Origin of the sequence: Janthinobacterium sp. SUN100, from assembly GCF_030397705.1 — a bacterium.
In the GTDB taxonomy this organism is placed as follows: Bacteria; Pseudomonadota; Gammaproteobacteria; order Burkholderiales; family Burkholderiaceae_D; genus Janthinobacterium; species Janthinobacterium kumbetense.
This window is the reverse complement of record NZ_JAPUBU010000001.1, coordinates 983,410-1,005,619: the sequence shown is the minus strand read 5'-3', so window position 1 is coordinate 1,005,619 and position 22,210 is coordinate 983,410. Positions and strand designations below refer to the sequence as shown.

The following is a 22,210-nucleotide window of genomic DNA, read 5'->3' as shown; positions in this document are numbered from 1 at the left end:
TCCTCAGAGCTGTCTTGCCCAAGAAAAATCGCGGACATAGATGCCCAGCGGGTTGTTGCGCAGCTGTTCTTCCGTGGTCTGGGGCGTGGCGGCCACGGAGTACACGGTGAGCAGCGCGCGCATGCGGAATGGCGGCGCCTTCAATACGCCCTGGCGGTCGCGCACCGTTTCCGTCCAGTCCACCTGCCAGGTATCGGCCGTTTGCGGCAGGGCGGAAATGATCTCGGTGCTGACGGTTTCCCTGGCGGCCCGCTTGAGCGGGCTGCTTTCATCGGTGCCGTTCAACCATTCGTTGGCCTTGGCCGTCGCCGGGTCATTGGCCGCCAGCATCGAATACAGGCGGTAGACGGCCTTGCGCTGCAGTGCGATGTCCGGCGTGACCAGGCGCGCGTCGCCCACGAAAGAGGCGACGGCGGCGCGCACCACGCGCTGGTCGGCTGTCGCTGCCTGCTGCGCCGGGGCCACTGCCACGGGCTGGCCCAGCTTGTCGACCTCGACCACATAGGGCACGAAACGGGACTGGCTGGCGACATGGACCATGCCGCCGACGGCAGCGAGGGCGACCAGCAGTGACAGCACGGCCAGCAGCTGCCAGGCCTGGCGCGAGGACGCGGCCTGGGCTGCGTGGTCGTTCCAGGTGCGCCGCGCGGAAAGGTAGGGATTGTCGCTTTCGCCGCTGCGCCGCCCGCCGTCAAGGAATCCGTCCTGTGCGGGCGCCTTGCGGCTTCCTGCCGTGCGCAGCGATCTGAATATGCGGGCAAGGTTCATGCTGCGCCTCCGTAGTCGTCCAGGTTCAGACCTCGGCTGGCCAGCCAAGCGCCGGTCCACGCAGCGCCGTGCCTGGCCTCCAGCGCCTTGACAGCCGCCACCGACTCCTTGTCCGTGGCACCGACGAAGGCCATGGCCAGCGGCCCGAGCGCCAGGTCGTACAGGCGGCGTCCGTGCTCGGAGACATAGTAGTACTGCCGCTTCGGGATGGCCGTGGCGAGAATGTCGATCTGGCGCGCGTTCAGGCCCATGCGGCGGTACAGCGCCGCCGTGTCTTCGTCGCGCGCATACACGTTGGGCAGGAAAATCTTGGTGGCCGTCGATTCCACCATGACGTCGAGGATGCCCGAGCTGGCCGCGTCGGACAGGCTTTGCGTGGCCATCAGCACCAGGCAATTGGCCTTGGCCAGCACTTTCAGCCAGACCCGGATGCGGGAGCGGAAGGCCGGGTGGCCCAGAGCGAGCCATGCCTCGTCGAGGATGATGGCGGCGGGCTGGCCCAGCAGGCTGCGCTCGATGCGGCGGAACAGGTACAGCAGGGTGGGGAGCGCATATTTTTCGCCCATGCCCATCAACTCCTCGATCTCGAACACGGTGAAGTCGGACAACGACAGGCCATCCTCCTCGGCGTCGAGCAGGTGCCCCATGCTGCCGTCAACCGTGTAGGGGCGTATCGCCTGGCGCACGGTTTCATCCTGGATCGTCAGCGCGAATTCGGACACGGTCTTCGCGCCGCTGGCATGCATGCTCATGATGGCGTTGCCGATTTCGTTGCGCTGGGCGGGCGTGGTGTCGACATTGTTCAGGGCCAGGATGGTGTCGATCCATTCCATGGCCCAGGCGCGGTCGCTGCGCGTGGCGAGGAATTGCAGCGGGCAGAAGGCGAGGCTGTCGCCGTCGCCCGCCACCGTGTAGTGGCTGCCGCCCATGGCTTTGGCCAGCGGATACATGGCCATGCCCTTGTCGAACACATACACCGACATGCGCTGGTAGCGGCGCAGCTGCGTGGCGATCAGGCCGAGGTGCGCCGATTTCCCGCTGCGTGTCGGACCAAACATCAATGTGTGGCCCAGGTCGCGCACATGCAGGTTCAGGCGGAACGGCGTGTCGCCATGCGTCACGCAGTGCATCAGGGCGGGCGCCAGCGGCGGATACAGGGGACAGGGCGCCTTGTCCAGTCCTGTCCAGATGGTGCTCGTGGGGAGCAGGTCGGCCAGGTTCATGGTGTTGATCAGCGGGCGCCGCACGTTTTCCACGCCGTGCCCGGGCAGGCTGCCCAGGTAGGCGTCCATGGTATTGACCGATTCCACCCTCGCCGCGAAGCCGGTGCGGTTGATGGCTTTCTCGACCTGGCGCGCGGCTGCGTCGAGCTTGTCCCGGTCCTCGTCCATCAGGATTACCACGCTGGTGTAGTAGCCCTGCGCCACCAGGCCGCTGTTGACCTCTGCGATGGCCGCCTCCGCATCAGCCACCATCGACAGCGCATCCTGGTCGACGGGGCCGGTGCTGGTGTTGAATACCTGGTCGAAGAAGCCGCGTATCTTCTGCCGCCACTTCTTGCGGAACTTGTCGAGGTGCCTGACCGCTTCGTGGGCGTCCATGAAGATGAAGCGCGAGGACCAGCGGTACTCGCATGCCAGCTCGCCCAGCGCGGTGAGGATGCCGGGCGTGGACTCCAGCGGGAAGCCCTCGATGGCAACGGCCTGGATGAACTTGCGGCCAATCCGGGGAACGACGCCGCCGAACAGTTCCTGGCCGCCGATGACGGCATCCAGGTACATGGGATTGCGGGGCAGGACGACGGGGTGGTTGATGCCGGTGACGCAGAACTGCAGCCAGCGCAGCAGGGCGTCATGGGTGGCGCTGCTACCATCCTCGCCAGTGACCTGCGTGCCGCCTAGACGCTCGAGCGCCACTGCCGACGACAGGCGCGACTCGATACTGGCGCACTCGCGGCTGAAGTAGTCGATCAGGCCCTGAGTGCGCGCCCTGTGGCCGGGCGTGGCCGCTTCGTCGTCGAACATCAGTTCGACGAACCTGCTCTGTGCCAGCAGCGGCGGCAGATAGGTGGCGCTGAGGACGAAGTAGCCTTCATACATGGTGCCCATGCTTTCGAACAGGCGGCGGCGCTCTTCATCGATGGCGGCGGACACCGGGTCCGGGAAGTGGGACAGGCCTGCTGGCGCATAGCCGGGCGCGGGCCGCCGCACCGCGTCGACGTGGATCATCCAGCCGCTGCCCAGCCCCGACAGGGCCTGGTTGATGCGGAAGGAGACCAGTTCGCGCTGTTCTTCCGTGCTGCTGGCGTTGTCCCCGCCGCGGTAGATCCAGGCCGCCATGAAGGCGCCGTTCTTGCCGACGATGATGCCATCGTCGACCATGGCGGCATAGTTCAGCAGGTCGGCCAGCCCTGCATCGCGCGAGCGGTGCTTTTTCAGCCGCATGCCGGCGCCAGCCGCACGGATGCGCGCGTACAGGATGGACAGCATCAGGCAGCCGCACGCCGCCATGGCGATGGAAATCGTCTCGGTCATTTGTACTGCCTCCCCTGGCTGCCCGTATTGACGCGGAAGGGCGTGCTGCGCGCGGCATAGTAGCGCCGGTAGCGGCGGTGGCGCAGGTACACCTGGCGCAGCCGCGGATCGTGTGCCGCCATCAGCCGGCAGGCGAAGAGGGCGCCCGTCCACAACAGCAGCCCCACCACCGATGCCCGCAGTTCCTGCGCGCTGAAAATGAGCGCGAAGGCCAGGAGGCCGGAAAACATGACGAGTTCCCGGTCTCCGCCCATGAACAGGTTATGCCGGTTGCCTGCCCGGCGGATGGGGATGGCGCGCAGGGCCATGGCTAGGCCATCCGCGTGCCGGTGCAAAGTGCGGCATGGCGGATGCCACCGCACAGCATGTCGCCTGCCGCAGCGATTTCTGCGCCGCGCCCGAAGAAGGTGCTCATCACGTTTTGCGCACCCACCAGCAGCGCCATCACCAGCACGATGAAGATCAGGGTACGGAAGAAGCCATTCAGGTCGCCGCCGAAAATGAGCACGCCGCCGGCGATGACGATGCCGATGATGGACAGCGCAAAGGCCACGGGGCCGGTGACGGAGTTGCGCAGGTTTTCCAGCCAGCTTTCATAGGGCAGCGAGCCGCCGGTACCAGCAGCGGCATGGGCCTGGTGCGGCAGGGACAGGAACAGCAGGATAATGACGGCAGCGCACAGCCAGACCTGCGCCTTGGCGTGCATGGGGCCCGGCGGGCCAGGCAGGTATGTAAGCATCGGGAGCTCCTCAGAGTAGGTGGGTGAGATAGCGGCCGTCCGCGTAGCCGGAAACCTCGAGGATTTCCTGCACGCGGCGGCCAACGGGGGTACGGGCGATATGCACGACCATGTGGACCACCTCGCCGATCAGTGGCTCAATGTCGGCCGGGGCCGATGCGTTGCGGGTAATGAGGGACTTGAGGCGCACCAGGCCAGCCGCCGGATTGTTCGCATGCAGGGTGGCGGCGCCGCCCTCATGGCCCGTATTCCAGGCGTCGAGCAGGTCCAGCGCCTCGGGGCCGCGTACCTCGCCGACCAGGATGCGGTCAGGACGCATGCGCAGGGCGGCCTTCAGCAGCGCCGTCATGGAGACGTCGAAGGAGGTGTGGTACTGCACGAAGTTCTCGGCGGCGCACTGGATTTCCCCCGTGTCTTCGATGATGAAGACGCGTTCGCCGGGATCGCAGGCCACCATTTCGTTGATGATGGCGTTGACCAGCGTGGTCTTGCCGGAGCCGGTGCCGCCCGTGACGAGGATGTTGCGGTGGCCGGCCACCGCCTGCCGCAGGACGTCGCAATGGTGCGCGGTCATGGTGCCGGCAGCGGCATACTCGTCCAGCGTGTAGATTGCCACGGCCTTCTTGCGGATGGCAAAGGTGGGCGAGGGGACGACGGGCGGCAACTGGCCTGCAAAGCGAGAGCCATCGAGCGGCAGTTCGCCTTCCAGCAGGGGCTTGCCGCGCGTGACTTCCTTGCCATGGTAGCCCGCTACGGTCTTGACGATGGCCTCGGCCTGCGCCGCGCGCAGGGTGCCGATGCACTGCATCCGTTCGCCGAGCCGCTCCTGCCACAGCCTGCCATCGGCATTGAGCATGACTTCCACCGTGCGCGGATCGTTCAGCGCGGCCATCAGGAGGGGACCCATGTCGCGTTCCAGTTTGCGCCGTGCCCGCTCCTTCAGTGTGGAAAAGTCTTCGGTTTCAGCCATGATCGGTATACCCCTGTTGCATTTATGCCATGCCGCATATGCAAAGGATATATCGTAAAAAATCGGCTGAATTAGACTTAGCGCAAACCCTATCGGCAAATTTCTTGATGAGTTCGGTGTTTAGTGCGCGTATTGCTTGACTATTTCACGCAGGATATGGATTTCCGGCGCATTTTGCGCCATGGGCGCTAACTGGCGTCAGCCGTCTTCCGGTTTGGCGTCAGCGATATGCTTGCGGTTCGCATCATTCCACTGGCGTACCTGGAACGCCTGGTATTCCGTGAGCACGGCTGCCACGCGCACATAGCCGGAAGGCAGGCTGCTCGGCGCCTTGCCGCCGGCGAGCATGTCCAGCGATTCCTGGTCCAGGTCGGTAATTTCCAGCAGGGCAGGAAGCGCGACGTCGAGGGCCCTGGCGATCGACTCCATGATCTTGAGCGAGGGATTGGCCTTGCCGTTGGTCAGGTCGGACAGGAACGACACCGACATGCCCGCACGGTCGGACAGTTCGTTCTTGGAGATGCCCAGTTCGTCGAGCACGCGCAGGACGTTGGTGAAGAAGATTTGGTTGTACACGGTGGCTGATATCTTGGATTTATACTCTTGGATTATGCAAACAGTGTCAGGTTGGGTATTTTCTCGTGCACCTGATGACGTTTTCATTGACAGGTCACATTGAAACAGCTTTCATACAAGATGTGTTTGCGCATGGCTGTGCATCAAAAAACTGGCAGGTTATTGTGGGCTGTCAGTAAGTGAAGGTTTCGCGGTACTGGTTTTTTTCGCGACAGGTTTGAGTACCAAGTTGTTGAGCGACGCGATTTCAATCCTGTAGCCTGGACGCTTATCTTTAGCTTTAATCATACCCCAGCAATATACCTTGAGATAGTAATCTGGTTGTTGCGCCTGAGTGAGCTTGTGCAGCATGACGGCTCCACCGCGGTGCTGATTTATACGTGCTAATGGGAGGTCAATATCAAGCGACTGGTTGCCGAGATGCTCTGGGAATTGCTCGCAATCATCAAGAAAATTAAGGTAAAGCCTAGTTGGCTTGGCTGGTGGCCACAGGCTGATACGGGCGGCACCATACAGAATCCGGTGACCGTTTTGTTCTTCTGTGATCCAAGCCGGATTAGTCACAGCTTGACGATAGCTCAATGTTTTTCCTGAAATGGCTACTTGCTGAACCTTTAATTGATCAGCGTCAAATTGCAGCCAGCAGTCGATGAATCGCTCCAACCGAGACGTGCTGTTGTAGCCATCTCTGATTCTATTACGTTCCTTTTGCGTAGCTTGGTCTGCGGCAGTTGGTACAGGCGTAAGAATGTTAGTTCCGGACTTCCGTTGTTCTGGACTCCCCCGCAATGTGTCGGACTCGGCGGGCAGGAATATGTCTACGACATTAGTTTTCTTGGCATGTGCAACGCGTTGCTGAGACTCGTCCGTTGTTGGCTCTGCTAGAGACAGGCCAGTTTTTTCCTCAGACCAAATGCAAGTTTCCAAGTGTGCGTTTGCCTTAGGAGCACGAAAGTGTGGTTGGCGGTACTTTTCCGTTTCCTCTGCAAGCCGGTGGTAGTTGACGCCAGAAACTAATGGATTTTTGAGGCGGCGGCATTCTTCATCGGAACAGCGGAATGTAAATCGTTTGCGACTGCTCGGGGGGTATCGAAATAGGCACTCTGAGCTTCATAAATATCGACTGTGTCGTCCAATTCGACGCAATAGGCTTGCAATATTTCCATTTCTCTTTCCTTGATTGACGGGCAAAAAACGGCCTTAAAAATAATGAATGTTGTTATAGGGAGCGACGATATTCTATTATTGTATGCTGGAGAAGTACTATGTGAAATAGCTCCTTGATTCACCAGACGCAGCCCGACCAGTCTCGCATTTCAAACCAACCAAATTCGACCGGAACCTACGATGGACTTGCTCATCTACCCTAAAAACTCAACTATTGTGTACTTGACCGCCGGGTCCGCCTTGTTCACCACTGGCTCTTTGGGATTAGTTTTTTTCGGTGACCTCGGCTTGTTTAAGCAAGCGGCGCTTATGGCGGGTTTTCTGTTTTTCGGTCTGTGCACCTATTTCTGGGGTAAGAAGGCGCTCAATTCCAGACCTTCCATGGTGATCGGCGACACCGGCATTGTCGATCACGCATCCTCGATTGCAGTTGGACCTATACCTTGGCGCGACGTCGTCGCGCTACAGGTGCTGCTGGTCGAGGGACAGCGGTTCCTTGGTATTGATGTGTGCGATCCGCAACGTTATGCACAGCGAGCCGGTGGCGCATTGGCCCGCTTGGCCGTGCAATCCAACTTGAAGAAAACGGCTTACGTGGTGCTGGTGCCGCAGATTTCCCTGGCGATGCCCTTAGAGGAAGTCATCGGCCACATCGAAACCCAGCTCGGCCGCACCGCTGCGCGCGATGCATTTACCTGTCAAAAAGGCATTGCTCAGTCCATCCTGGAGCTCGTCCTGTAAGTAGCCGGGGCCGTACATTCCTGGTACCTGTGCCTTGTGCCGCGGACTGGCATACGAACGCTGGTATTTTTACGTCAAAAAAAACCGGCCGCGCCAGAATAGGAGTGCCTGAACCTTGCGATCGGGTCGGCAACGGAAGCAAGAACGTGTATTCATACGGGCACCAACTGGCCGCAGGCAAAGCGTAGTGGAAAAAATATAGCTGTAGCATTTCGTTGATGGAGAGAGATATGGCAGTATTTCGAGCTCGTATAGCGGCACGATGATTCAGCCATACGGAACGCTGTGGGCGCTGGACTGGCGCGTGTCCCGATCGTGCGTAAGTCGTTCGATAGAAAAAAGTGGGTGACTGCGGTGCAAGAATCTGACGGCGCTGGTTAGGGATAAAGGCATTGCTAACCTGATTGACTGGCTATCCGCCGGTGGGCGCAGGTGTGGAAACTGACAAGCCATAGCCACAGCGGCATGGGGCGCGTTCTGATCCCTTCGGACAAGGGCGGCAACGTCGAGTGTGCGATCAACCGGCTAAACAACTTCCGCGCTATCGCAACGCGTTACGATAAACGCGGCCATAACTTCTTTACTACCGTGCTGGTAGCACCAATTATATTGTGGCTTGCCTGACATCAGTCAGATAGACCCTGGAAGGTCGAGTTCCCAGCCTGCCAGGTGTGATTTCACGATAATCATATCGCTGGTGGTTGCGCGGAATCGAAAGCGCAACCGCTAGCCAAGAAGAACCGTGTCCGACGTGTGCAAACCAGTATTTAAATTGATCAAACGCATATTTGGTGAGAATTCACGCATACTCATTGGAATATAATTGCTGTGGTGAAATCTTTAACTCTTTGCCACCATTGCACCTGAGCGAGAATTAAACGACCTTAACAGCGGTACGACTGCTTAGTCCGACTAGAGAAGTTGGTCCCATCGGCCAATAGCCGACAGCTCGCGGACGTGCCCGACATGTGGCGAACTTACGCGCCATCTTATCCATCCACAATTGGCCTCAACATGATCTTGCAAACCCCTGAACTGCTGCTTTCTGAAATCAACCAGGCAATGCGCGAACTGCGCGGCGCCGCTAGGGTACTGGACAACGCCGACATCGACGCCCAACTGCTGCCCGTCATGCGCCGGCTGACCCTCGCGGAAGTGATGAACGATCGCTGGCTGATTGCAATCGGCGGTACCCAGAGCGCGGGTAAGACTACCTTGGTTCGCACCTTGTATGGCCTGACCAATGACAATCCCTGGCTGCCTCCGAACGAGGGCCAGGGTGAGACACTACCGGTACTGGTCGAGGAAAGCGGCACGCACGATGCGCCCCAGGGCTACGCGTTGGTGCTGGTACCCGCCACCGATGGTTCCCGCCATTTTGCTATGGGGGAGAAGGAACTGGCGGCTCGGGACTTCGTCGAAGCATGTCGGGGAGGATTGCCCGAGGTACTGCTGCCCGTGTTGCGCGTACCGCGGCGCTACTTCCAGAATGACGGGCAGGCGCTGCTGCTCCTGCCGGGCTACGAAAAGCGAACGACCACCAACGGTCCTTGGCAGGACTTGATGCGTCAAGCCCTGGTGGGAGCAGCCGGTTGCGTTATCGTTACCGACGCTACGCGCCTAGCCAGCCAGGTGCAACAGGAGGTCGTCACGGACATGCTGGCCAATGAGCTGCGCACCGTGCGGCCACTGGTCGTGATCGCTAAGACCGAGTCGTTTGGTAACGACGAAGTGCGTCTGGAAGAACTGCGCCAGACGGCTGTCACAGGATTTGCGCTAAACGGAAAGGATGCTGCGCGACAGGTATTTTGCGCTGGTACCGCGCCCGATTGCCTTCCGCGCTGGCTTCCCGCATTTACCGCTGCCCTGCGCGACATGTCCGTTTCCGGCACCGCGTCGCGCCAGGTTCAGCTGGCCAGGCTGGAGCAGACACTGTCTGAGGACCTCACGGGCGTGCTGAAAGAAATACGTACGCATGCGACCCTGTTCTTCCGCCACTCAGGGGGAGATGACGGAGGCCAGGAAATGTTGAAAAACTGCCTGGACGCGTTCGACGAGGCCTGCGCCAGTCTGCGAGTCCAACACCAGGAGATGGTCAAGAACCTGTCCGGAGCTCATTACGGCAAGGCGTGGAAGGACATGCAGGGTCGCCTCGTACGCGACCACGAAGGAATTATGAACAAGATTGTGAATACCTTCGACACCGTCACCGAAACCCAGAGCAGGCTCGAAAACAACGTGCTCGGTGCCTGGAGCGCGGTGGGTTCGGTGCTTGAGCAGTACACTGAAGGCCTTGGCAAGCTGACCGCAAAGGCGGCTGGGCCGGCACTTCCCCAAGGCGCGTTGCTGCCGTCGCCATCGCCGTTGCAGCGCCTTGGCTACCTAGACGACAATAACGATGCCGTACCTGCCCCGTTCACGAATGAAAAGGTGCACTCGAACCTGCGCGCCCTGATGCAAAGCCGCGCCGGAGAGATCGGTTCGGGTGCGACTAACCGAGACCTTGAGAAAACCGCGTCGCTATTGCCCGTGATGGTACTGGAATACACGAGGATTGCTTCCGTCTTACCGCAACTCGTGCAAGTCAGCGGAACCACGTTTGAGAAGATGCCCCAGGCCGACCTTGGAAAATCGGTCGAGAACGTGAACAAGCAGTTTTCCGACTTTTCCGAGTCGTCGCGTGGCATCCTGAAGGGTATCGCCGCAGTCATGGCGGTGGATGTTGTCACAGATGGACATGCGGACATCATCGCTAATCTGCTAGCGGCGCTGGGCATGGGCGGTGGGGGAGCTGCCCTGACAGTGGGTGGCGCGGTCGCGGCGGTCATCGCAATCGGCTTTGTGGCGCACAGTGCGGTGCAGGAGGTGAAACGTTACGACGGGCAGGTCAGTGCGCTGGCCAACAACATGCTGCAGAACACGCGAGACCATCACCTGATCCATTTCGGCGCGCGTTACGATGAGCTGATGGCCACGTTGCGCACCCACCTTAAGCATGGCCTGCGCCGTCGCTACGGCCTCGATCAGCGCCTGATGGAGCAGGATCGCCTAGCCAAGGCCCTTGCCGACGTGCGCATATTGCAGCGAGATCTGCTGTCACAACTGTCCAATTCGGGCCAGACGCTGGTGCTCTTCGAGCAAGTTGCGGCATGACCGCAGGTATTTCGGCACCGGAGGCGCTGTGGACGGGACTGGAGGCCGACAAGCTTGAATGGGCCTACCGTGCCTACCGTCGTTTCATTGCACAGCTGAGCCCGGACGTAGGCGCGCACCTGACGAACGGCGCCGTCGATGAAGAACCCTACGTTGTGGTCTTCGGCAGGACCCAAGTGGGCAAGACTACTCTCCTTCTTGAACTGATGGGATTGGACGCGCCGGCCCAGGTACGCGTCGGCAAGGTGTTGCGCGGAGGCCGCGAACAGGGCAAATCGGCCACCGCCACCACGATGGAATATCGCCGTTCACCCGATCGCGACTGGTATCTCGATGACGGTGCCGGAAAGCGGCACATCGCCACGGACGAGGAGATGTGCGCCGTGCTGGGAGAGCTGCGCCTGAAGATGAGCAAACGGCAACTGCCGGCAGAAAGGCCGGTCGTGGTATCGATTCCGGAGGACTGTTTTGCCGGGTGTACGCATGGCGGCATCGGCACCCGGATGCTGGACCTGCCCGGCGATAGTCCGGCGGACCCGGTAGAACAGGAGCACGTCTCGCGTATGGCGAAACGCTACGTGCCGTACGCCGACCTGATCCTGCTTGTAGGGCAAGGTGACGACTTGACCTTCCTCAATCCCGAGGCGCTGACGCTCCCCGGCATCGAGGACTGGCAATTCGTTCCAAACCGCTTCCGCATTGTCACCACGTTTTCCTACACTCCAGACACGGTGCGCGACTTCGCGCGCGATCATCCTGGCACACTGTGCCCTGAACATGTCCGCGGACGGCTGCTCGCGCAGATCGGGACTTTCACGCGCCCGCTGGCGCCCGAAGCAGCGAAGCCGGAGCGTTTCTTTCCCCTCGAATTTGGCCGTTCATGGCAAACCATGCTGAGCAACGACAGTCGGTTTGCTGCTCGAGTACTACCCGTCGTCGAGACGTTGAAGGCGCAGCTGCACCAGGATATTCGTACTTCAGCCAGCGAAGCGGCGCGATTTCGCAATGCGCTCGATGTGAACTTTGTAGCCAAGCGCAAGCGGGCTGCCTGCATTGCACGGGGCAAAGCGGAACTGGCCGAACTTGCCGAACGCGCTGCAAAGGCCGAAGCGATTGCCCTGCAGGCCGGCGAGAGCGAGCGCAAAGCTGCCCAGCAGTGCGAGGCATTACAGTCGGTGCTTGACTTTCGTGACGCGGCGCAGGAAGAACTGCTATCTGCGTTCGCCTTCGATCCGGCCGAGCATATCGATCGGGTGGGCGGCGTCGCAACGAACACCAGTGCCTTGTTCAGCCGAATCAATGATTTCACGTCATGGCTGCGACAGCAGTTCCTTGATAAGGTACCGTCCGGCGGCAATGCCAGGAAATTCTGGGGTCATTCCCGTCCTGACATGGGTGCCCATATTGCCAAGGTCAACAGCATTGCAGGAGACGAGTTCGCCGCTCTTCGCGCGCGCATGAGCGACTACTGGCGTGACGAGTATTACCCCAGCGTGTCGGACAGCTTCGCCACCGACAAGTCCCGGCTGAAGCAGGATATGCGCGACGCCGCAGAAAAGACGGCCAAGCTTGCTGAAAAGCTGTGGCGCAAGCAGATCGCCACCCGTGTCGCGGAACTCGAGGCGCAAGCCGCAGAAGCGGACAGCGAACGCGTCGGCATGCACCAGATTGCAACGCGACAGCGTGCCACCCTGAAAAAGCTCGAGATGCAGAGGATCAAGGTACAGGACGAGATGTGTGAAGCGGTGACGCGTCTCGACAGAGACGCTGACACCGCGGCACAGTTCGCCATGATGCTCGATGAGGAATACCTTGCTGAACTTCGAAGCAGGCAAGCGCGGATAGCGGCCGCCGCCGACCCTGCCGACGCTTTGTTCACCCTGCTGTCGGCACACGGCCTCGCCGAAGAACATAGAAAAATTACGCTTTCCTAAGGTCCAATCATGAAACGCGACGCACACAAACAACACGAAGAAATCCAGCGCAGCATCAAGGAGCAGGAGCAGGCCATGGCGGAACTCCTGACACGCGTGATGAAATACCCGCTCGATCCGCTGCACAAGACGCTCGGCGAGCTCAAGATGCAGCTTGACGCCGTCCAGCAGGCCAATGCGAAAGCGGCACAAGCCGTGGAGGCTGGGCTAATCGACGCACTGGAAGGGCAGGGCACGCGCATGAACCGGCGTTTCGGTGAAGTCAGGGACGGGATGGACGTGTTGAGAGAAGATCTGGGCCGGCACACTGCGGGTCAGGCGGAACGCGACGGGACCATGCAGGAATTTCTGCTGCGGGCTGACGGCATGCTTGCGCAACTGGACACGAAGGCTGATGCAGCAGGTACGGCCATTATCGAGATGGGACGCGACTTTACCCGCGTCGAGGATGGACTCGGCGCAGTGCGTGTACAACAGCAGGCAGTCGCCAATCAGCTGAGTCAGGAACTGGACGACGTGGGCGTAAGGATCGAGCAGGGGCAGGCACATCTCGACGAAGGCCTGGCAAAAACGGCGACGATGCTTGAGCAGATTGACATCAATACGCGTGCTACCTGCGACAATCTCGCGGCAGCCGCACAGGTCGTTGCCAAGGTTGACACCGACCTGGGCATCATACGCGACCAGAAACACGCGGCGGCTGACCAACTCAACCGGGAATTGAACGGACTGACGCAAAAACTCGACCATCAGCGGACCCAACTATGCGAACGGATCGATACCTTGCACCCGGGGCTCATGCCGCATTTCGAGTCGCTCGCCGCCGTGATCGACGGGGCGGCCAAAGAAGTCGCTCGTCAGCACCAAGCCATGTCTGAAGCCCAGCAGGCACTGGTCACAGCCATCGTCCAGCAGCAACTCGCACTCCAGCTTGCTCCGTTCCAGGCCCGAACAAAGTGGCTGACCGCGGTATGCGTCCTGAGCTTCGCTTCTACATTGGCTCTCTTGGGAATGCAGCTGTTCCGATAGGCGTATCTTGCGTGATTCGTTAGAAGACTGACTGCTGGCCTCACCCCTGCATACAAATCTTCAGCCCGACGGCTAGTTGTACGCTTAAAGATTAACTTCTTTAACAGAGAGTGCGCCTTGGGGCCCTCTAATTACCGGCGATTGGAGGCACGCACTAAAGATATGGGGTTCCAAGGCGAGGCGGTATCGTCAACCGAGTTGCTTTGGTGCTTTTTGCAATCCAAATCTGCCCGTTTTCGGCAGTCCTGACCGACTGCGGCCGCTGAGGCGACCGCGCGGGCGGGAGTGCAGGTCGACTACGTCGAGTCGGCGCGGGCGGCATTATCATATCCCGATGGTAATAGTATCCAGGCCTTCGTCGTTATGGATGTGCGGAGATGGCTACATTTAGTCTGTTGCGCCGGCGGGGCGACCGCTTTATTCTCTTCAATGGCATCGACTTGGCCAGGCCGCGCTACAAAGCGACTTAGCAGCAGGTATCCCGCAGTTCAGGCCGGCCCGTAGACTGTATGTAGTGTGATACTGGGTTAATATACAGTACAATGTCTGCTTGTCGGCTGAATTTTCCCTCGTTGGCTTTTTAGGCCACGATCGGTAGAATGCTTGATTGGTTGTTATACAGATTTCCGAGAAGAGAACACATGGAACACAAGAGTGAAGATCTGGCGCTGCTGTCGCAGGTGTTGGAAAGCTATGACCTGAAAAGAGTTGCCGAGGAGCTTAATCAAATTTCTCCAGGGACTTGGTCCAGAGATTCGCTCAAGCTTCTGATGAGCGGTAAGACTGATCAGGCGTTGAGTGAGGCAGAGTTCCGGCAGGTACGCAGCCTGTTGCCGCAGCCGCCATCACGCCGTAAACCTGCAGAATTTGACTTTATCGATCTTTTCGCAGGCATCGGTGGCATTCGGCGCGGCTTTGAAGATGCGGGCGGGCGCTGTGTTTTTACCAGTGAGTGGAATCCCTATGCTGTCAGGACTTATAAGGCGAATCACTACAGTGATCCAGCCTGCCACAAGTTTAACGCTGATATCCGGGAAGTTACGCTCAGTGATAAAGAGGATGTTTCTGAAGATGAGGCTTATCGTCATATTGATTTGGAAATTCCTGATCATGATGTGCTTCTTGCCGGATTCCCGTGTCAGCCCTTTTCAATTGCCGGTGTTTCGAAGAAGAATTCGCTGGGCCGCAAGCATGGTTTTGAATGTGATACGCAGGGCACATTGTTTTTTGATGTGGCGCGTATTATCGCTGCCAAGCGACCTGTTGCCTTTGTTCTGGAGAACGTAAAAAATCTGAAGAGCCATGATAAAGGTAATACATTCCGTGTGATTATGAAGGCACTTGATGAACTGGGCTATTCGGTTGCCGACGCTGATAGTATGGGTGCTGATGATCCGAAGATTATTGATGGTAGCCATTTTGTTCCCCAGCATCGTGAACGTATTGTGCTGGTTGGTTTTCGCAGGGATCTCGATGTCCACAGTGGGTTTACGCTGCGCGATGTGGCCAGGCATTATCCAAAGAGGCGCCCGGCGTTAGGCGACATACTTGATGCCAAATATGATGAAAAATATGTCCTGACCCCAAAATTGTGGGAATACCTCTTTAATTATTCTATTAAGCATAAGGCAAAGGGTAATGGTTTCGGATATGGCCTGGTCAGGCCACACGAGATTACCCGCACGTTGTCTGCGCGATATTATAAAGATGGATCTGAAATTCTGATCGATCGTGGATTTGATCCTGAACTTGATTTCAATCATCCGTTAAATCAGAAAAATCGTCCTCGCCGGCTTACTCCGCGCGAATGTGCCCGCCTGATGGGGTATGATGCGCCTGGCGAATCTGCCTTCCGTATGCCGGCTTCGGATATGCAGACTTATAAGCAGTTTGGAAATTCTGTTGTTGTTCCGGTATTCCGGGCGGTGGCAATGCTGATGAGAGACAGGGTCATCAAGGGAAAGGTGGCTGCTGAGAAGTTAAAGAGCGGTCGTTTAGCAGCCTGAAATGACCGATGTTCATAGTCCGGAACGCCGCAGTAGAAATATGCGGTCTATCCGAAGTAAGAACACTGTGCCGGAGATGATGTTGCGAAAGCTGCTGTTTTCCCGCGGCTTTCGTTTTCGTCTGCATGTGGCAGATATGCCAGGCAAGCCGGATATTGTGCTGCCTAAGTATCGCGTTGCTGTGTTCATGCATGGTTGCTTCTGGCATGGACATGGCTGTTATCTGTTTAAACTCCCACAGGCAAGGAGGGAGTTCTGGGCTGAGAAGATCAGGCAGAATCTTGAGCGGGATTTACGTGCAATGCAGCAGCTTCGCGTGGGAGGCTGGCGTGTTCTGGTTGTATGGGAGTGTGCCCTCAAGGGGCGACTGAAGCAGGCCCCGGTTGCTCTTGGTGACCAGCTCGAAGCATGGATAAGGGATAATTCCCCAGCGCCGGAAAGTCAATTCCTGAGTGTATCTCATATTGAGGTTGCACCGCCCTGATCTGAGAAATGCCGATGCGGAATTGACAGGCTCTGCCGACTGAGTCACCTGACCGTCAGCCAGAAATTATCGCGAGAAAGGGCAGTTGACCCTTGAAATGTAACCCGTTTGAATTATAGTTCTGATAATTGCTGCATGAATGAAAAGCATGAATTAATCCGGGGAATTCTGGACCTTGAACGAAAAACAAAAAAGCGCGTTCCGGGATTATTGTTTGAGATATGTTTTTCGACCAGCTTATTTTTTTCAACTCGAAAGCAGGCACAAACTTGGATCTCCCGAGTTTGGCTGGCTCTACATAAAGGCCGCTTCGAAAGACCAGGCGCGACACTGGTTCAAGGTATATAAGTCTCAGCCGGTGCTTTCGGCGACTGCGCAAAAGTTTATTGATAGCCGTCCGGCTGAGCATCGGTATTTTTCCATTCAAATTATTGATGTCCGGATACCAGGTCAGTTCGAGGCAGGAGCATTAAGCGTCGATACCATGGAATTTTCTCTAGGAGGCCAGATACCGGAGAAAACAGAGCTGGCCCGGAAGTATGAGACAGAGATTGTGGCTGCAGTAAGACAGGGCCTGAGGCCGCGGGGCTCCAAGGCACGCCGTTATACACAAGTCCAGACCGTCGACCGCTTGGCTGAAAAAGCCTTTTACATTCAATGAGTTGCGGCGGCCGATCCGATAGCGAACATTCCGAAGGCCAGCCTAGGCTGGAGTGAGACGGTGGCGGCGTATCGCTTCTTCGACAACGACAGCGTCGACTGGCGCGCGCTGATGGAGCCGCACTGGCAACAGACGCAGCAGCGCATTGAAAGCCTGCGCTGGATCGAGGGCTACGAGCGAATTGTCGAGATGGCGCACGCGCTTCCCGACACGCGTCTGGTGTACGTGGCCGACCGCGAAGCCGATCTGATGCAGTTGATGGCTCTAGCCCAGCAACTGGGCACGCCGGCAGACTGGCTGGTGCGCGCCAAGCACAACCGTTGTCTGTCCGACGGCAACCAGCTCTGGGCGCATATCATAGAGGGGCTGCCGTTGGGTGAAATCCCCTTCCAGATGCCGGCACGCAAAGGCGTGAAGGTCCGTCCAGTGCGCCAGCAACTGTGCGCACGACTGTGTCGGCCACGTGTATCGTTGCGCGCGAAATCGGCGCAACGCCTGACGCCACACCGGTCGAATGGCGCTTGCTGACGAACCGAACGGTAGCCAATGACCTCGAAGTGGTCGCTTTGATCGACTGCTACTGTGCCCGTTGGGAATTCGAAACTGTGCTTTAGGCACACAGAAGGAAGTTCGCATGAGCTGGCGGACTATGGCAAAGCTCTGTGGCAGGGTGGCGGGTGCTGGTCGTGTTGGAATGTTCTCTGAAAGGGGGCCTGAGCTGGAGCCCACGACTTTTAGGGGGCAACATCGAAAGCTGGATTCGGGTTCAGGACGCTGGCGCACTCGTCGCTGAGATACGTCACCTCAACCCAGCTTCCGACTAAACAAGTCATCGTATGAAACCCTAACGGCTTCACCGATAGTCCCGTGAGTCACAAGCTTGACCAAGTCAGCGGAAGCCTTGCGACTCAGTCTGATGCCTTCGTTCAGCAGATAAATTTTCTCCCATTTGATACTTCCTTGGTCGCGTTCTGCTTTTCGCTGGCCGCTGTCTTCGCCTGAGGTGTGCATGCAGTTTGCGTCCTCTGGAAAGTCCTCGCCTTTTAGGCAGGCAGCCACCCATGTCCAGTTCGGATAGAGCGACTTTTCGCTGAGCCAGGTTACCGGTGACTCGTTCTTGTTCCATACAGGGCTGACCAGCATGATATGAAGGTTTCTGATGCCTAGCTGATCCATTGTCCTGACTGTGCGGACATGAGGAAATTCGTCGAGTCCGAAAACTTGTCGCCCCACTGATGGATATTTCCGTTTGAATTCAACGGCGCACAGTTGCCCGTCTGCCGTCAGTATTACAGCATCGAGATCGGTTCCATCGCGCCCAAGATGCGGACGTAGTACGCAGTTCATGAACCGGCGCTGAATTGAAAGTGCAATGAGCTCATGGCGGAATTCTTCTTTGGCGAGCCATGCGAATGCAGCAATGGCGCGCTCGGGTGAGGTGTTGTCCATTGGCTTAGGCGCCACAGGCGCGCCGCGCGAAGGCAGGCGATCGAGCACGGCGGTAAGCGGCTTCCAGTTAACCCATTGCATCCCTGCTCTGCTTGATGCTACTAACGCGCCTGAAGGCTCGTCATACTTCACCCGAATAACATTAACTGGGTTATCGTATCGCCCGATTCGGAATGCGGCTAACCTTGCAAGCATCGCGTCATCGCAGCTGTTCCAGTCGCCATCCTCATCCAGCAGTCTGAACCAGTACGCGGGTAAGCCGTATTTGTTGTAGCCGAGATGCCATCCAAAAGACACAGTCAGGCCCGGAGTATTCCCAACAATTTTGTTCAGTCGCCTGCGGAACATCAGTTCGAATACAAAGGCGTCGATCCGTCTGGTACCTTCTGCGGAGAGCTGCCTGAACACATGTGCGGGGTCGTAGTGTGTCATTCGACGCTCGGCAAAGTGATTGCATATAGACTCTATGATTTTGTTCCTTTCTTCTGTTTCGGGCGGTTGAGGCTACTGCCGCTGATGCAGCAGTTGAATAAAGGACGACAGACTCATCAGACTCTCGCGCTGCGCTAGACTATAAGACTGATGAAGCTGCTCCGGGATAATCAACTGCAGATTTTTGCTTGCCATCTCGTCAGTTTGCTGTTGCGAGATCGCTGGTTCAAGGGTTATCAGATGTTTTTGTTGGACGCGATCAGCCTCGGCCAGCACTTGCCGCCAGCGATCCTTGCAGGTGGACTTCACTCCCAGCATCGTCAGCCTGTCACTGGCGAAATCATGGTCGTGATATTCGGATGCCCCAGGGAAAAGAAAGTCGGGCTTCGCTTTGTTTTCAGTTACGGCCGTGCGTGAATACCTGAGCCCGTTCTCGACGAAAAGCAGTTCCAGATGGTTCTCGAACGCAAGGCCGACACGGCTTTTTCTCCTGTTCTGCACCGATAGAGAGAACTTCAGGAATCCTTCGACGTCCACTCCCGTAGCAATCTTGCCGAAGCCGCCTGTGAGTCGCTCCGATATCAGATGTGCCTCAAGAGTACGGAACAAAATCTCCTCCTGCTCCATCCATGCCATCAATACATCGTCCGGACAGCCCTTAGGGTCGATGTGGGGGAGGGTGGACCGAGCGTAAGTGGAGAATTCCCGCGTGGTGGGGAACTTTCCACCGAATTTCTGGAGCATAGTTTCGAGATAAGCTGGGGCGGTGGTTTCGACCACGAAACCAATGCTTTCCAGAATAATGCGCGATGTAAACTCAATGCGATCACGCTGCTCTTCCATTCCTGATTTGACGAAGAAACCCGGCTGGTCGAGATTCGAGGTCCCAAACAACCATTCAATCTGTCGTCCAATGCCGGATCCCTTTTCTGCGACTATGACAAGAAGTTTGCCGTTGCGCTGTTTCGCGATAACTAGCAGGTCACCGGTGGCGGCGAGGCCAGATGCACGGCTTGTCGGAAAGTAAAGTCGGTATTCCCAGCGTTGCACACCCCTTGCCAGCCGCGCTTTTTGGCGTGAGTCGTACCAAGTGAACACTGCTTCCTCAAGTATAACTTGCTCTTCCTCATCGCTGAGGTACATTATATCTGCGGGATAGCGAACTTTTCCTTCAGGTTCCCCCAGAAGTGAGCGAAGACCTTCAACGCCGTTAAATTCATGCTGATTCGAGCACAGAATATCCGCCTCGACCTTGCTTAGACGCTTAAGCGCGACGCCCTGGAAGTACTCTGAGAGGTAGCCGGGCTTCATGTGAGAGCTTTGGCAGCGACCTCTATTTGGAGGCGGGACCGAAGGGCATTTTGTTCAAAGCCATGATGTAACTCACGATGGCAGCTAGGGCAGACCGCTGCAGCGTTTTCAATACTGTCGTTGCCTCCCTCACTGAGCGGAATAATATGGTGAACCTCTAGGTAGGTAGTGTGGTCGGTTTTTTTGAACAGCTTGATAGTACAGTCCGGCGTTTCACATTTTCCGTTCGCGCGTAACAGCGCCGCTCTCACGATGAAAGGATTCCTGACGAACTCTTCCCGGGTTGAAATGCGCTTTGACGGGCGGCCTTTTGCCTTCAGAGCCTGAGAAAATAATGCGCTACGGTTGCAATACTTAGCGATTTCGAACGCGATTTGTTCGTCTGTCGAAGGAAGGTCCGCCAGTTTAAGGGCAAAGAGCTGCTCGCCGATGTTGCCGATGAGTATTTCATCATGCTCATTCATCCAATCAGTGATCAGATCCAAGCCCATCCTTGCCTCTGGGGCGCGCCCGGGTTCCTTTCGGTCGGAGTGATAGAAGTTGCTCGTAACAACGTTGCGGGTAAGATCAAAGAGTACGGAAAGGCTGAACGGAACGGCAGGTCGACTAGGGGCTGGAGTTATACCAGCGCCGGCAATCGCCAGTTTCTGGCCAATATTTGGGACATATGCATTTTTTTTCTTGTCTGTAAAGCCGACTGCCTTGATGCCAAAATTGTCGAACCATGATTCCCACTTCCCGGTCATGCATTTCCCCTTGATATTAAGTGCCCAAAACACCGTATTTTCGCCTAGCAGCGTAACGATCAAAATAGTTTCCGTCAAGGCACGAACGTTAAGGCAACGAAGATTCAGCGTACCCACGGCCCTTGTTGGGTCATTTTTTAATGTCCTGTCGGCATACGTTGCAATGCCAGTTTGGTTAATGCTCGTGGTCGACTTGTGCCTGTTGCGGGTTAAGCATCGAGGCCGGAGCGTGTTAATGTATTTGAAAAGACCTTACTGAGTCTGTGAGAGTCTAACTCTCATGCTCAGGTGTTTTTTCTCTTTCGGTCGCGGGTTAATCAAGGCAGCCGTAGGCAGCTGCTACGGTTGCGGTATGCGGTGCTTTACGCGGTTCAGCCTTCGCTGAAAGGCGTCGGCCAATTGGGCTTGTCTCTGCTTGTTGATTTCAACTGCACGACTGGTGTACACGCTGTCAGGCGTCATCATGCCGATGCCCGAATGGCGGTGCTGCTGGTTGTGCCATGCGAAGTGCTGAACGCAGCGTGCGCGCGCGTCGGTAAAAACGAGCCAAAGCGCGCCGGGAAGCCCTGCGGGTATTTTAAGATCTTTAACTGTGCCTCCGGGTACGGGTTGTTGCGGGAAAAACAATGCCCGCTCTGAGAGTTGACGACACTGAAGCCGCACAGCAACGTGGCCACCGGCTTGGCTCGCATGTTGCTGCCACGGTCGGCATGCAAGGGCAGCACGTCCGGCGCGATGTGCTCCTTGGTGGCGGTACCGGAGATGAGCTACTCGGCCATTTGAGCCTTTTCCTGTTGGATCACCATTCAGCCAACGACATAACGGCTGAATATATCCAGGATGGAATACAGGTGGAAACACCTGCCCTTGAACGGTTTCTTCAATTTCGTGATGTCCCAACTCGCGGCTTGAGTGGGCGCCACGGCCGGCGGTTTCGGTTTTGCGTACTTGGGATGACGCAGTTGATTGCGACGCTCGCATACGGCGGCGCAGACTTGCAGTAAGCGATACATGGTGCGCACCGAGGTCACTGCAGCGTCCTTCGTCGAGCAGCAGGGCGTGGATGGTTACCGGCGCACAACTGGCGAAGCGCGTGCTGTTGAGGCCGTTGAGCACAAAGCGAAGTTCCAGTTCCGACGGGCGCCAACGATGGGTGCCTAGTCGGCGCCGAAGTTGCCGAAGGGGGCAATGACAGGCGTTGCACGCGGTACGAGCCGGGTATAGCACGCTGCGCGCCGGACGCAAGGCACGACAGGCGGCGCAGACCTCGTCGGTCAAGCTGCTGGCGACGGTGATCAGTTCGGCTTGCTCGGCAAATCGGCGGTGCTCAGCCCCAGCAAAGTGGAAGTTTTTTTTGAGGTCGATGATCAAGTCCGCCTTGACCAGCTTGGCACGAAGACGCTTGACTTCGCTTTCCAGTTCCAGTACCCGGCGTGCCGGGACTGCGACGGGATCAACTTTCGTTCCGCGCTTGCGTTCCAATGCCCGCCGTCGCAGTATGTTGACGCTG

General features: G+C 57.6%; 18 protein-coding genes and 2 pseudogenes. 8 read left to right on the top strand and 12 right to left on the bottom strand.

Translation table 11 applies throughout. The features are described 5' to 3' along the window. Positions 1–3 precede the first annotated feature (3 nt). From O0881_RS04360 to O0881_RS04325, 8 genes are all read right to left on the bottom strand, one after another. Positions 4–768 carry a VirB8/TrbF family protein gene (locus tag O0881_RS04360; protein ID WP_289910324.1) on the bottom strand — a complete coding sequence of 255 codons (765 nt, stop codon included), beginning with the start codon at positions 766–768 and terminating at the stop codon, positions 4–6. Next, positions 765–3,302, bottom strand: coding sequence for a VirB4 family type IV secretion/conjugal transfer ATPase (locus O0881_RS04355; RefSeq protein ID WP_289910323.1), 2,538 nt, complete (start codon positions 3,300–3,302; stop codon positions 765–767). Before O0881_RS04355 ends, O0881_RS04360 begins: the two co-directional genes overlap by 4 nt. Continuing rightward, positions 3,299–3,610 (bottom strand): conjugal transfer protein TrbD, encoded by a 312-nt coding sequence (locus tag O0881_RS04350; protein WP_092605191.1) that lies wholly within the window; start codon positions 3,608–3,610, stop codon positions 3,299–3,301. The genes O0881_RS04355 and O0881_RS04350 overlap by 4 nt, the downstream gene beginning before the upstream one ends. 2 nt (positions 3,611–3,612) lie before the next feature. Further along, positions 3,613–4,008, bottom strand: coding sequence for a conjugal transfer system pilin TrbC (trbC, locus tag O0881_RS04345; RefSeq protein ID WP_289911451.1), 396 nt, complete (start codon positions 4,006–4,008; stop codon positions 3,613–3,615). Between the two features lie 43 nt (positions 4,009–4,051). Continuing rightward, positions 4,052–5,011 (bottom strand): P-type conjugative transfer ATPase TrbB, encoded by a 960-nt coding sequence (gene trbB, locus O0881_RS04340; protein ID WP_289910322.1) that lies wholly within the window; start codon positions 5,009–5,011, stop codon positions 4,052–4,054. A 198-nt stretch (positions 5,012–5,209) separates the two neighbouring features. Continuing rightward, the gene (locus O0881_RS04335; RefSeq protein ID WP_289910321.1) at positions 5,210–5,587 is read right to left on the bottom strand and encodes a transcriptional regulator; all 378 of its coding nucleotides are present in this window, start codon (positions 5,585–5,587) and stop codon (positions 5,210–5,212) included. A 159-nt stretch (positions 5,588–5,746) separates the two neighbouring features. Continuing rightward, positions 5,747–6,514 (bottom strand): hypothetical protein, encoded by a 768-nt coding sequence (locus tag O0881_RS04330; protein ID WP_289910320.1) that lies wholly within the window; start codon positions 6,512–6,514, stop codon positions 5,747–5,749. Positions 6,515–6,600: 86 nt separating this feature from the next. Further along, positions 6,601–6,753 carry a hypothetical protein gene (locus O0881_RS04325; protein WP_289910319.1) on the bottom strand — a complete coding sequence of 51 codons (153 nt, stop codon included), beginning with the start codon at positions 6,751–6,753 and terminating at the stop codon, positions 6,601–6,603. 181 nt (positions 6,754–6,934) lie between these two features. Here O0881_RS04325 and O0881_RS04320 point away from each other — a divergent pair, with 181 nt between their 5' ends. The 8 genes and pseudogenes from O0881_RS04320 to O0881_RS04285 all read left to right on the top strand — a co-directional run. Beyond that, on the top strand, positions 6,935–7,495 hold the full coding sequence (locus tag O0881_RS04320) for an STM3941 family protein (RefSeq protein WP_289910318.1): 561 nt from the start codon (positions 6,935–6,937) through the stop codon (positions 7,493–7,495). A 504-nt stretch (positions 7,496–7,999) separates the two neighbouring features. Continuing rightward, a pseudogene (locus O0881_RS04315) lies at positions 8,000–8,119 on the top strand (IS5/IS1182 family transposase); the annotation flags it as partial. Between the two features lie 390 nt (positions 8,120–8,509). After that, positions 8,510–10,648, top strand: a complete 2,139-nt coding sequence (locus O0881_RS04310) for a hypothetical protein (protein ID WP_289910317.1) — start codon at positions 8,510–8,512, stop codon at positions 10,646–10,648. Then, a complete protein-coding gene (locus tag O0881_RS04305; RefSeq protein WP_289910316.1) occupies positions 10,645–12,582 on the top strand; it encodes a hypothetical protein in 1,938 nt (645 codons plus the stop codon). Before O0881_RS04310 ends, O0881_RS04305 begins: the two co-directional genes overlap by 4 nt. A gap of 9 nt (positions 12,583–12,591) precedes the next feature. Further along, entirely contained in the window at positions 12,592–13,611 is a 1,020-nt protein-coding gene (locus O0881_RS04300; protein ID WP_289910315.1) for a hypothetical protein, read from the top strand. Between the two features lie 641 nt (positions 13,612–14,252). After that, a complete protein-coding gene (dcm, locus tag O0881_RS04295; protein ID WP_289910314.1) occupies positions 14,253–15,617 on the top strand; it encodes a DNA (cytosine-5-)-methyltransferase in 1,365 nt (454 codons plus the stop codon). Position 15,618: 1 nt separating this feature from the next. After that, positions 15,619–16,101 carry a DNA mismatch endonuclease Vsr gene (gene vsr / locus O0881_RS04290; protein ID WP_289910313.1) on the top strand — a complete coding sequence of 161 codons (483 nt, stop codon included), beginning with the start codon at positions 15,619–15,621 and terminating at the stop codon, positions 16,099–16,101. A 574-nt stretch (positions 16,102–16,675) separates the two neighbouring features. Continuing rightward, positions 16,676–17,367: pseudogene (locus tag O0881_RS04285) on the top strand (transposase DNA-binding-containing protein); the annotation flags it as partial. A gap of 199 nt (positions 17,368–17,566) precedes the next feature. Here O0881_RS04285 and O0881_RS04280 read toward each other — a convergent pair. The 4 genes from O0881_RS04280 to O0881_RS04265 all read right to left on the bottom strand — a co-directional run bounded on the left by O0881_RS04280 (position 17,567) and on the right by O0881_RS04265 (position 22,182). After that, entirely contained in the window at positions 17,567–18,643 is a 1,077-nt protein-coding gene (locus O0881_RS04280) for a hypothetical protein (protein ID WP_289910312.1), read from the bottom strand. 72 nt (positions 18,644–18,715) lie between these two features. Then, positions 18,716–19,954, bottom strand: a complete 1,239-nt coding sequence (locus O0881_RS04275) for a type II restriction endonuclease (protein ID WP_289910311.1) — start codon at positions 19,952–19,954, stop codon at positions 18,716–18,718. Next, on the bottom strand, positions 19,951–20,778 hold the full coding sequence (locus O0881_RS04270) for an HNH endonuclease signature motif containing protein (RefSeq protein WP_289910310.1): 828 nt from the start codon (positions 20,776–20,778) through the stop codon (positions 19,951–19,953). The genes O0881_RS04275 and O0881_RS04270 overlap by 4 nt, the downstream gene beginning before the upstream one ends. Before the next feature lie 261 nt (positions 20,779–21,039). Further along, positions 21,040–22,182, bottom strand: a complete 1,143-nt coding sequence (locus tag O0881_RS04265; RefSeq protein WP_289910309.1) for a hypothetical protein — start codon at positions 22,180–22,182, stop codon at positions 21,040–21,042. Positions 22,183–22,210 lie beyond the last annotated feature (28 nt).

Bases quoted from the DNA above. Each gene is read 5' to 3' on its own strand.
- trbC (WP_289911451.1), bottom strand. From the start codon at position 4,008: ATGCACGCCAAGGCGCAGGTCTGGCTGTGCGCTGCCGTCATTATCCTG.
- O0881_RS04305 (WP_289910316.1), top strand. From the start codon at position 10,645: ATGACCGCAGGTATTTCGGCACCGGAGGCGCTGTGGACGGGACTGGAG.
- O0881_RS04275 (WP_289910311.1), bottom strand. From the start codon at position 19,954: ATGAAGCCCGGCTACCTCTCAGAGTACTTCCAGGGCGTCGCGCTTAAG.
- dcm (WP_289910314.1), top strand. From the start codon at position 14,253: ATGGAACACAAGAGTGAAGATCTGGCGCTGCTGTCGCAGGTGTTGGAA.
- O0881_RS04350 (WP_092605191.1), bottom strand. From the start codon at position 3,610: ATGGCCCTGCGCGCCATCCCCATCCGCCGGGCAGGCAACCGGCATAAC.
- O0881_RS04280 (WP_289910312.1), bottom strand. From the start codon at position 18,643: ATGACACACTACGACCCCGCACATGTGTTCAGGCAGCTCTCCGCAGAA.
- O0881_RS04300 (WP_289910315.1), top strand. From the start codon at position 12,592: ATGAAACGCGACGCACACAAACAACACGAAGAAATCCAGCGCAGCATC.
- O0881_RS04325 (WP_289910319.1), bottom strand. From the start codon at position 6,753: ATGGAAATATTGCAAGCCTATTGCGTCGAATTGGACGACACAGTCGAT.
- trbB (WP_289910322.1), bottom strand. From the start codon at position 5,011: ATGGCTGAAACCGAAGACTTTTCCACACTGAAGGAGCGGGCACGGCGC.
- O0881_RS04310 (WP_289910317.1), top strand. From the start codon at position 8,510: ATGATCTTGCAAACCCCTGAACTGCTGCTTTCTGAAATCAACCAGGCA.
- O0881_RS04320 (WP_289910318.1), top strand. From the start codon at position 6,935: ATGGACTTGCTCATCTACCCTAAAAACTCAACTATTGTGTACTTGACC.
- vsr (WP_289910313.1), top strand. From the start codon at position 15,619: ATGACCGATGTTCATAGTCCGGAACGCCGCAGTAGAAATATGCGGTCT.
- O0881_RS04355 (WP_289910323.1), bottom strand. From the start codon at position 3,302: ATGACCGAGACGATTTCCATCGCCATGGCGGCGTGCGGCTGCCTGATG.
- O0881_RS04360 (WP_289910324.1), bottom strand. From the start codon at position 768: ATGAACCTTGCCCGCATATTCAGATCGCTGCGCACGGCAGGAAGCCGC.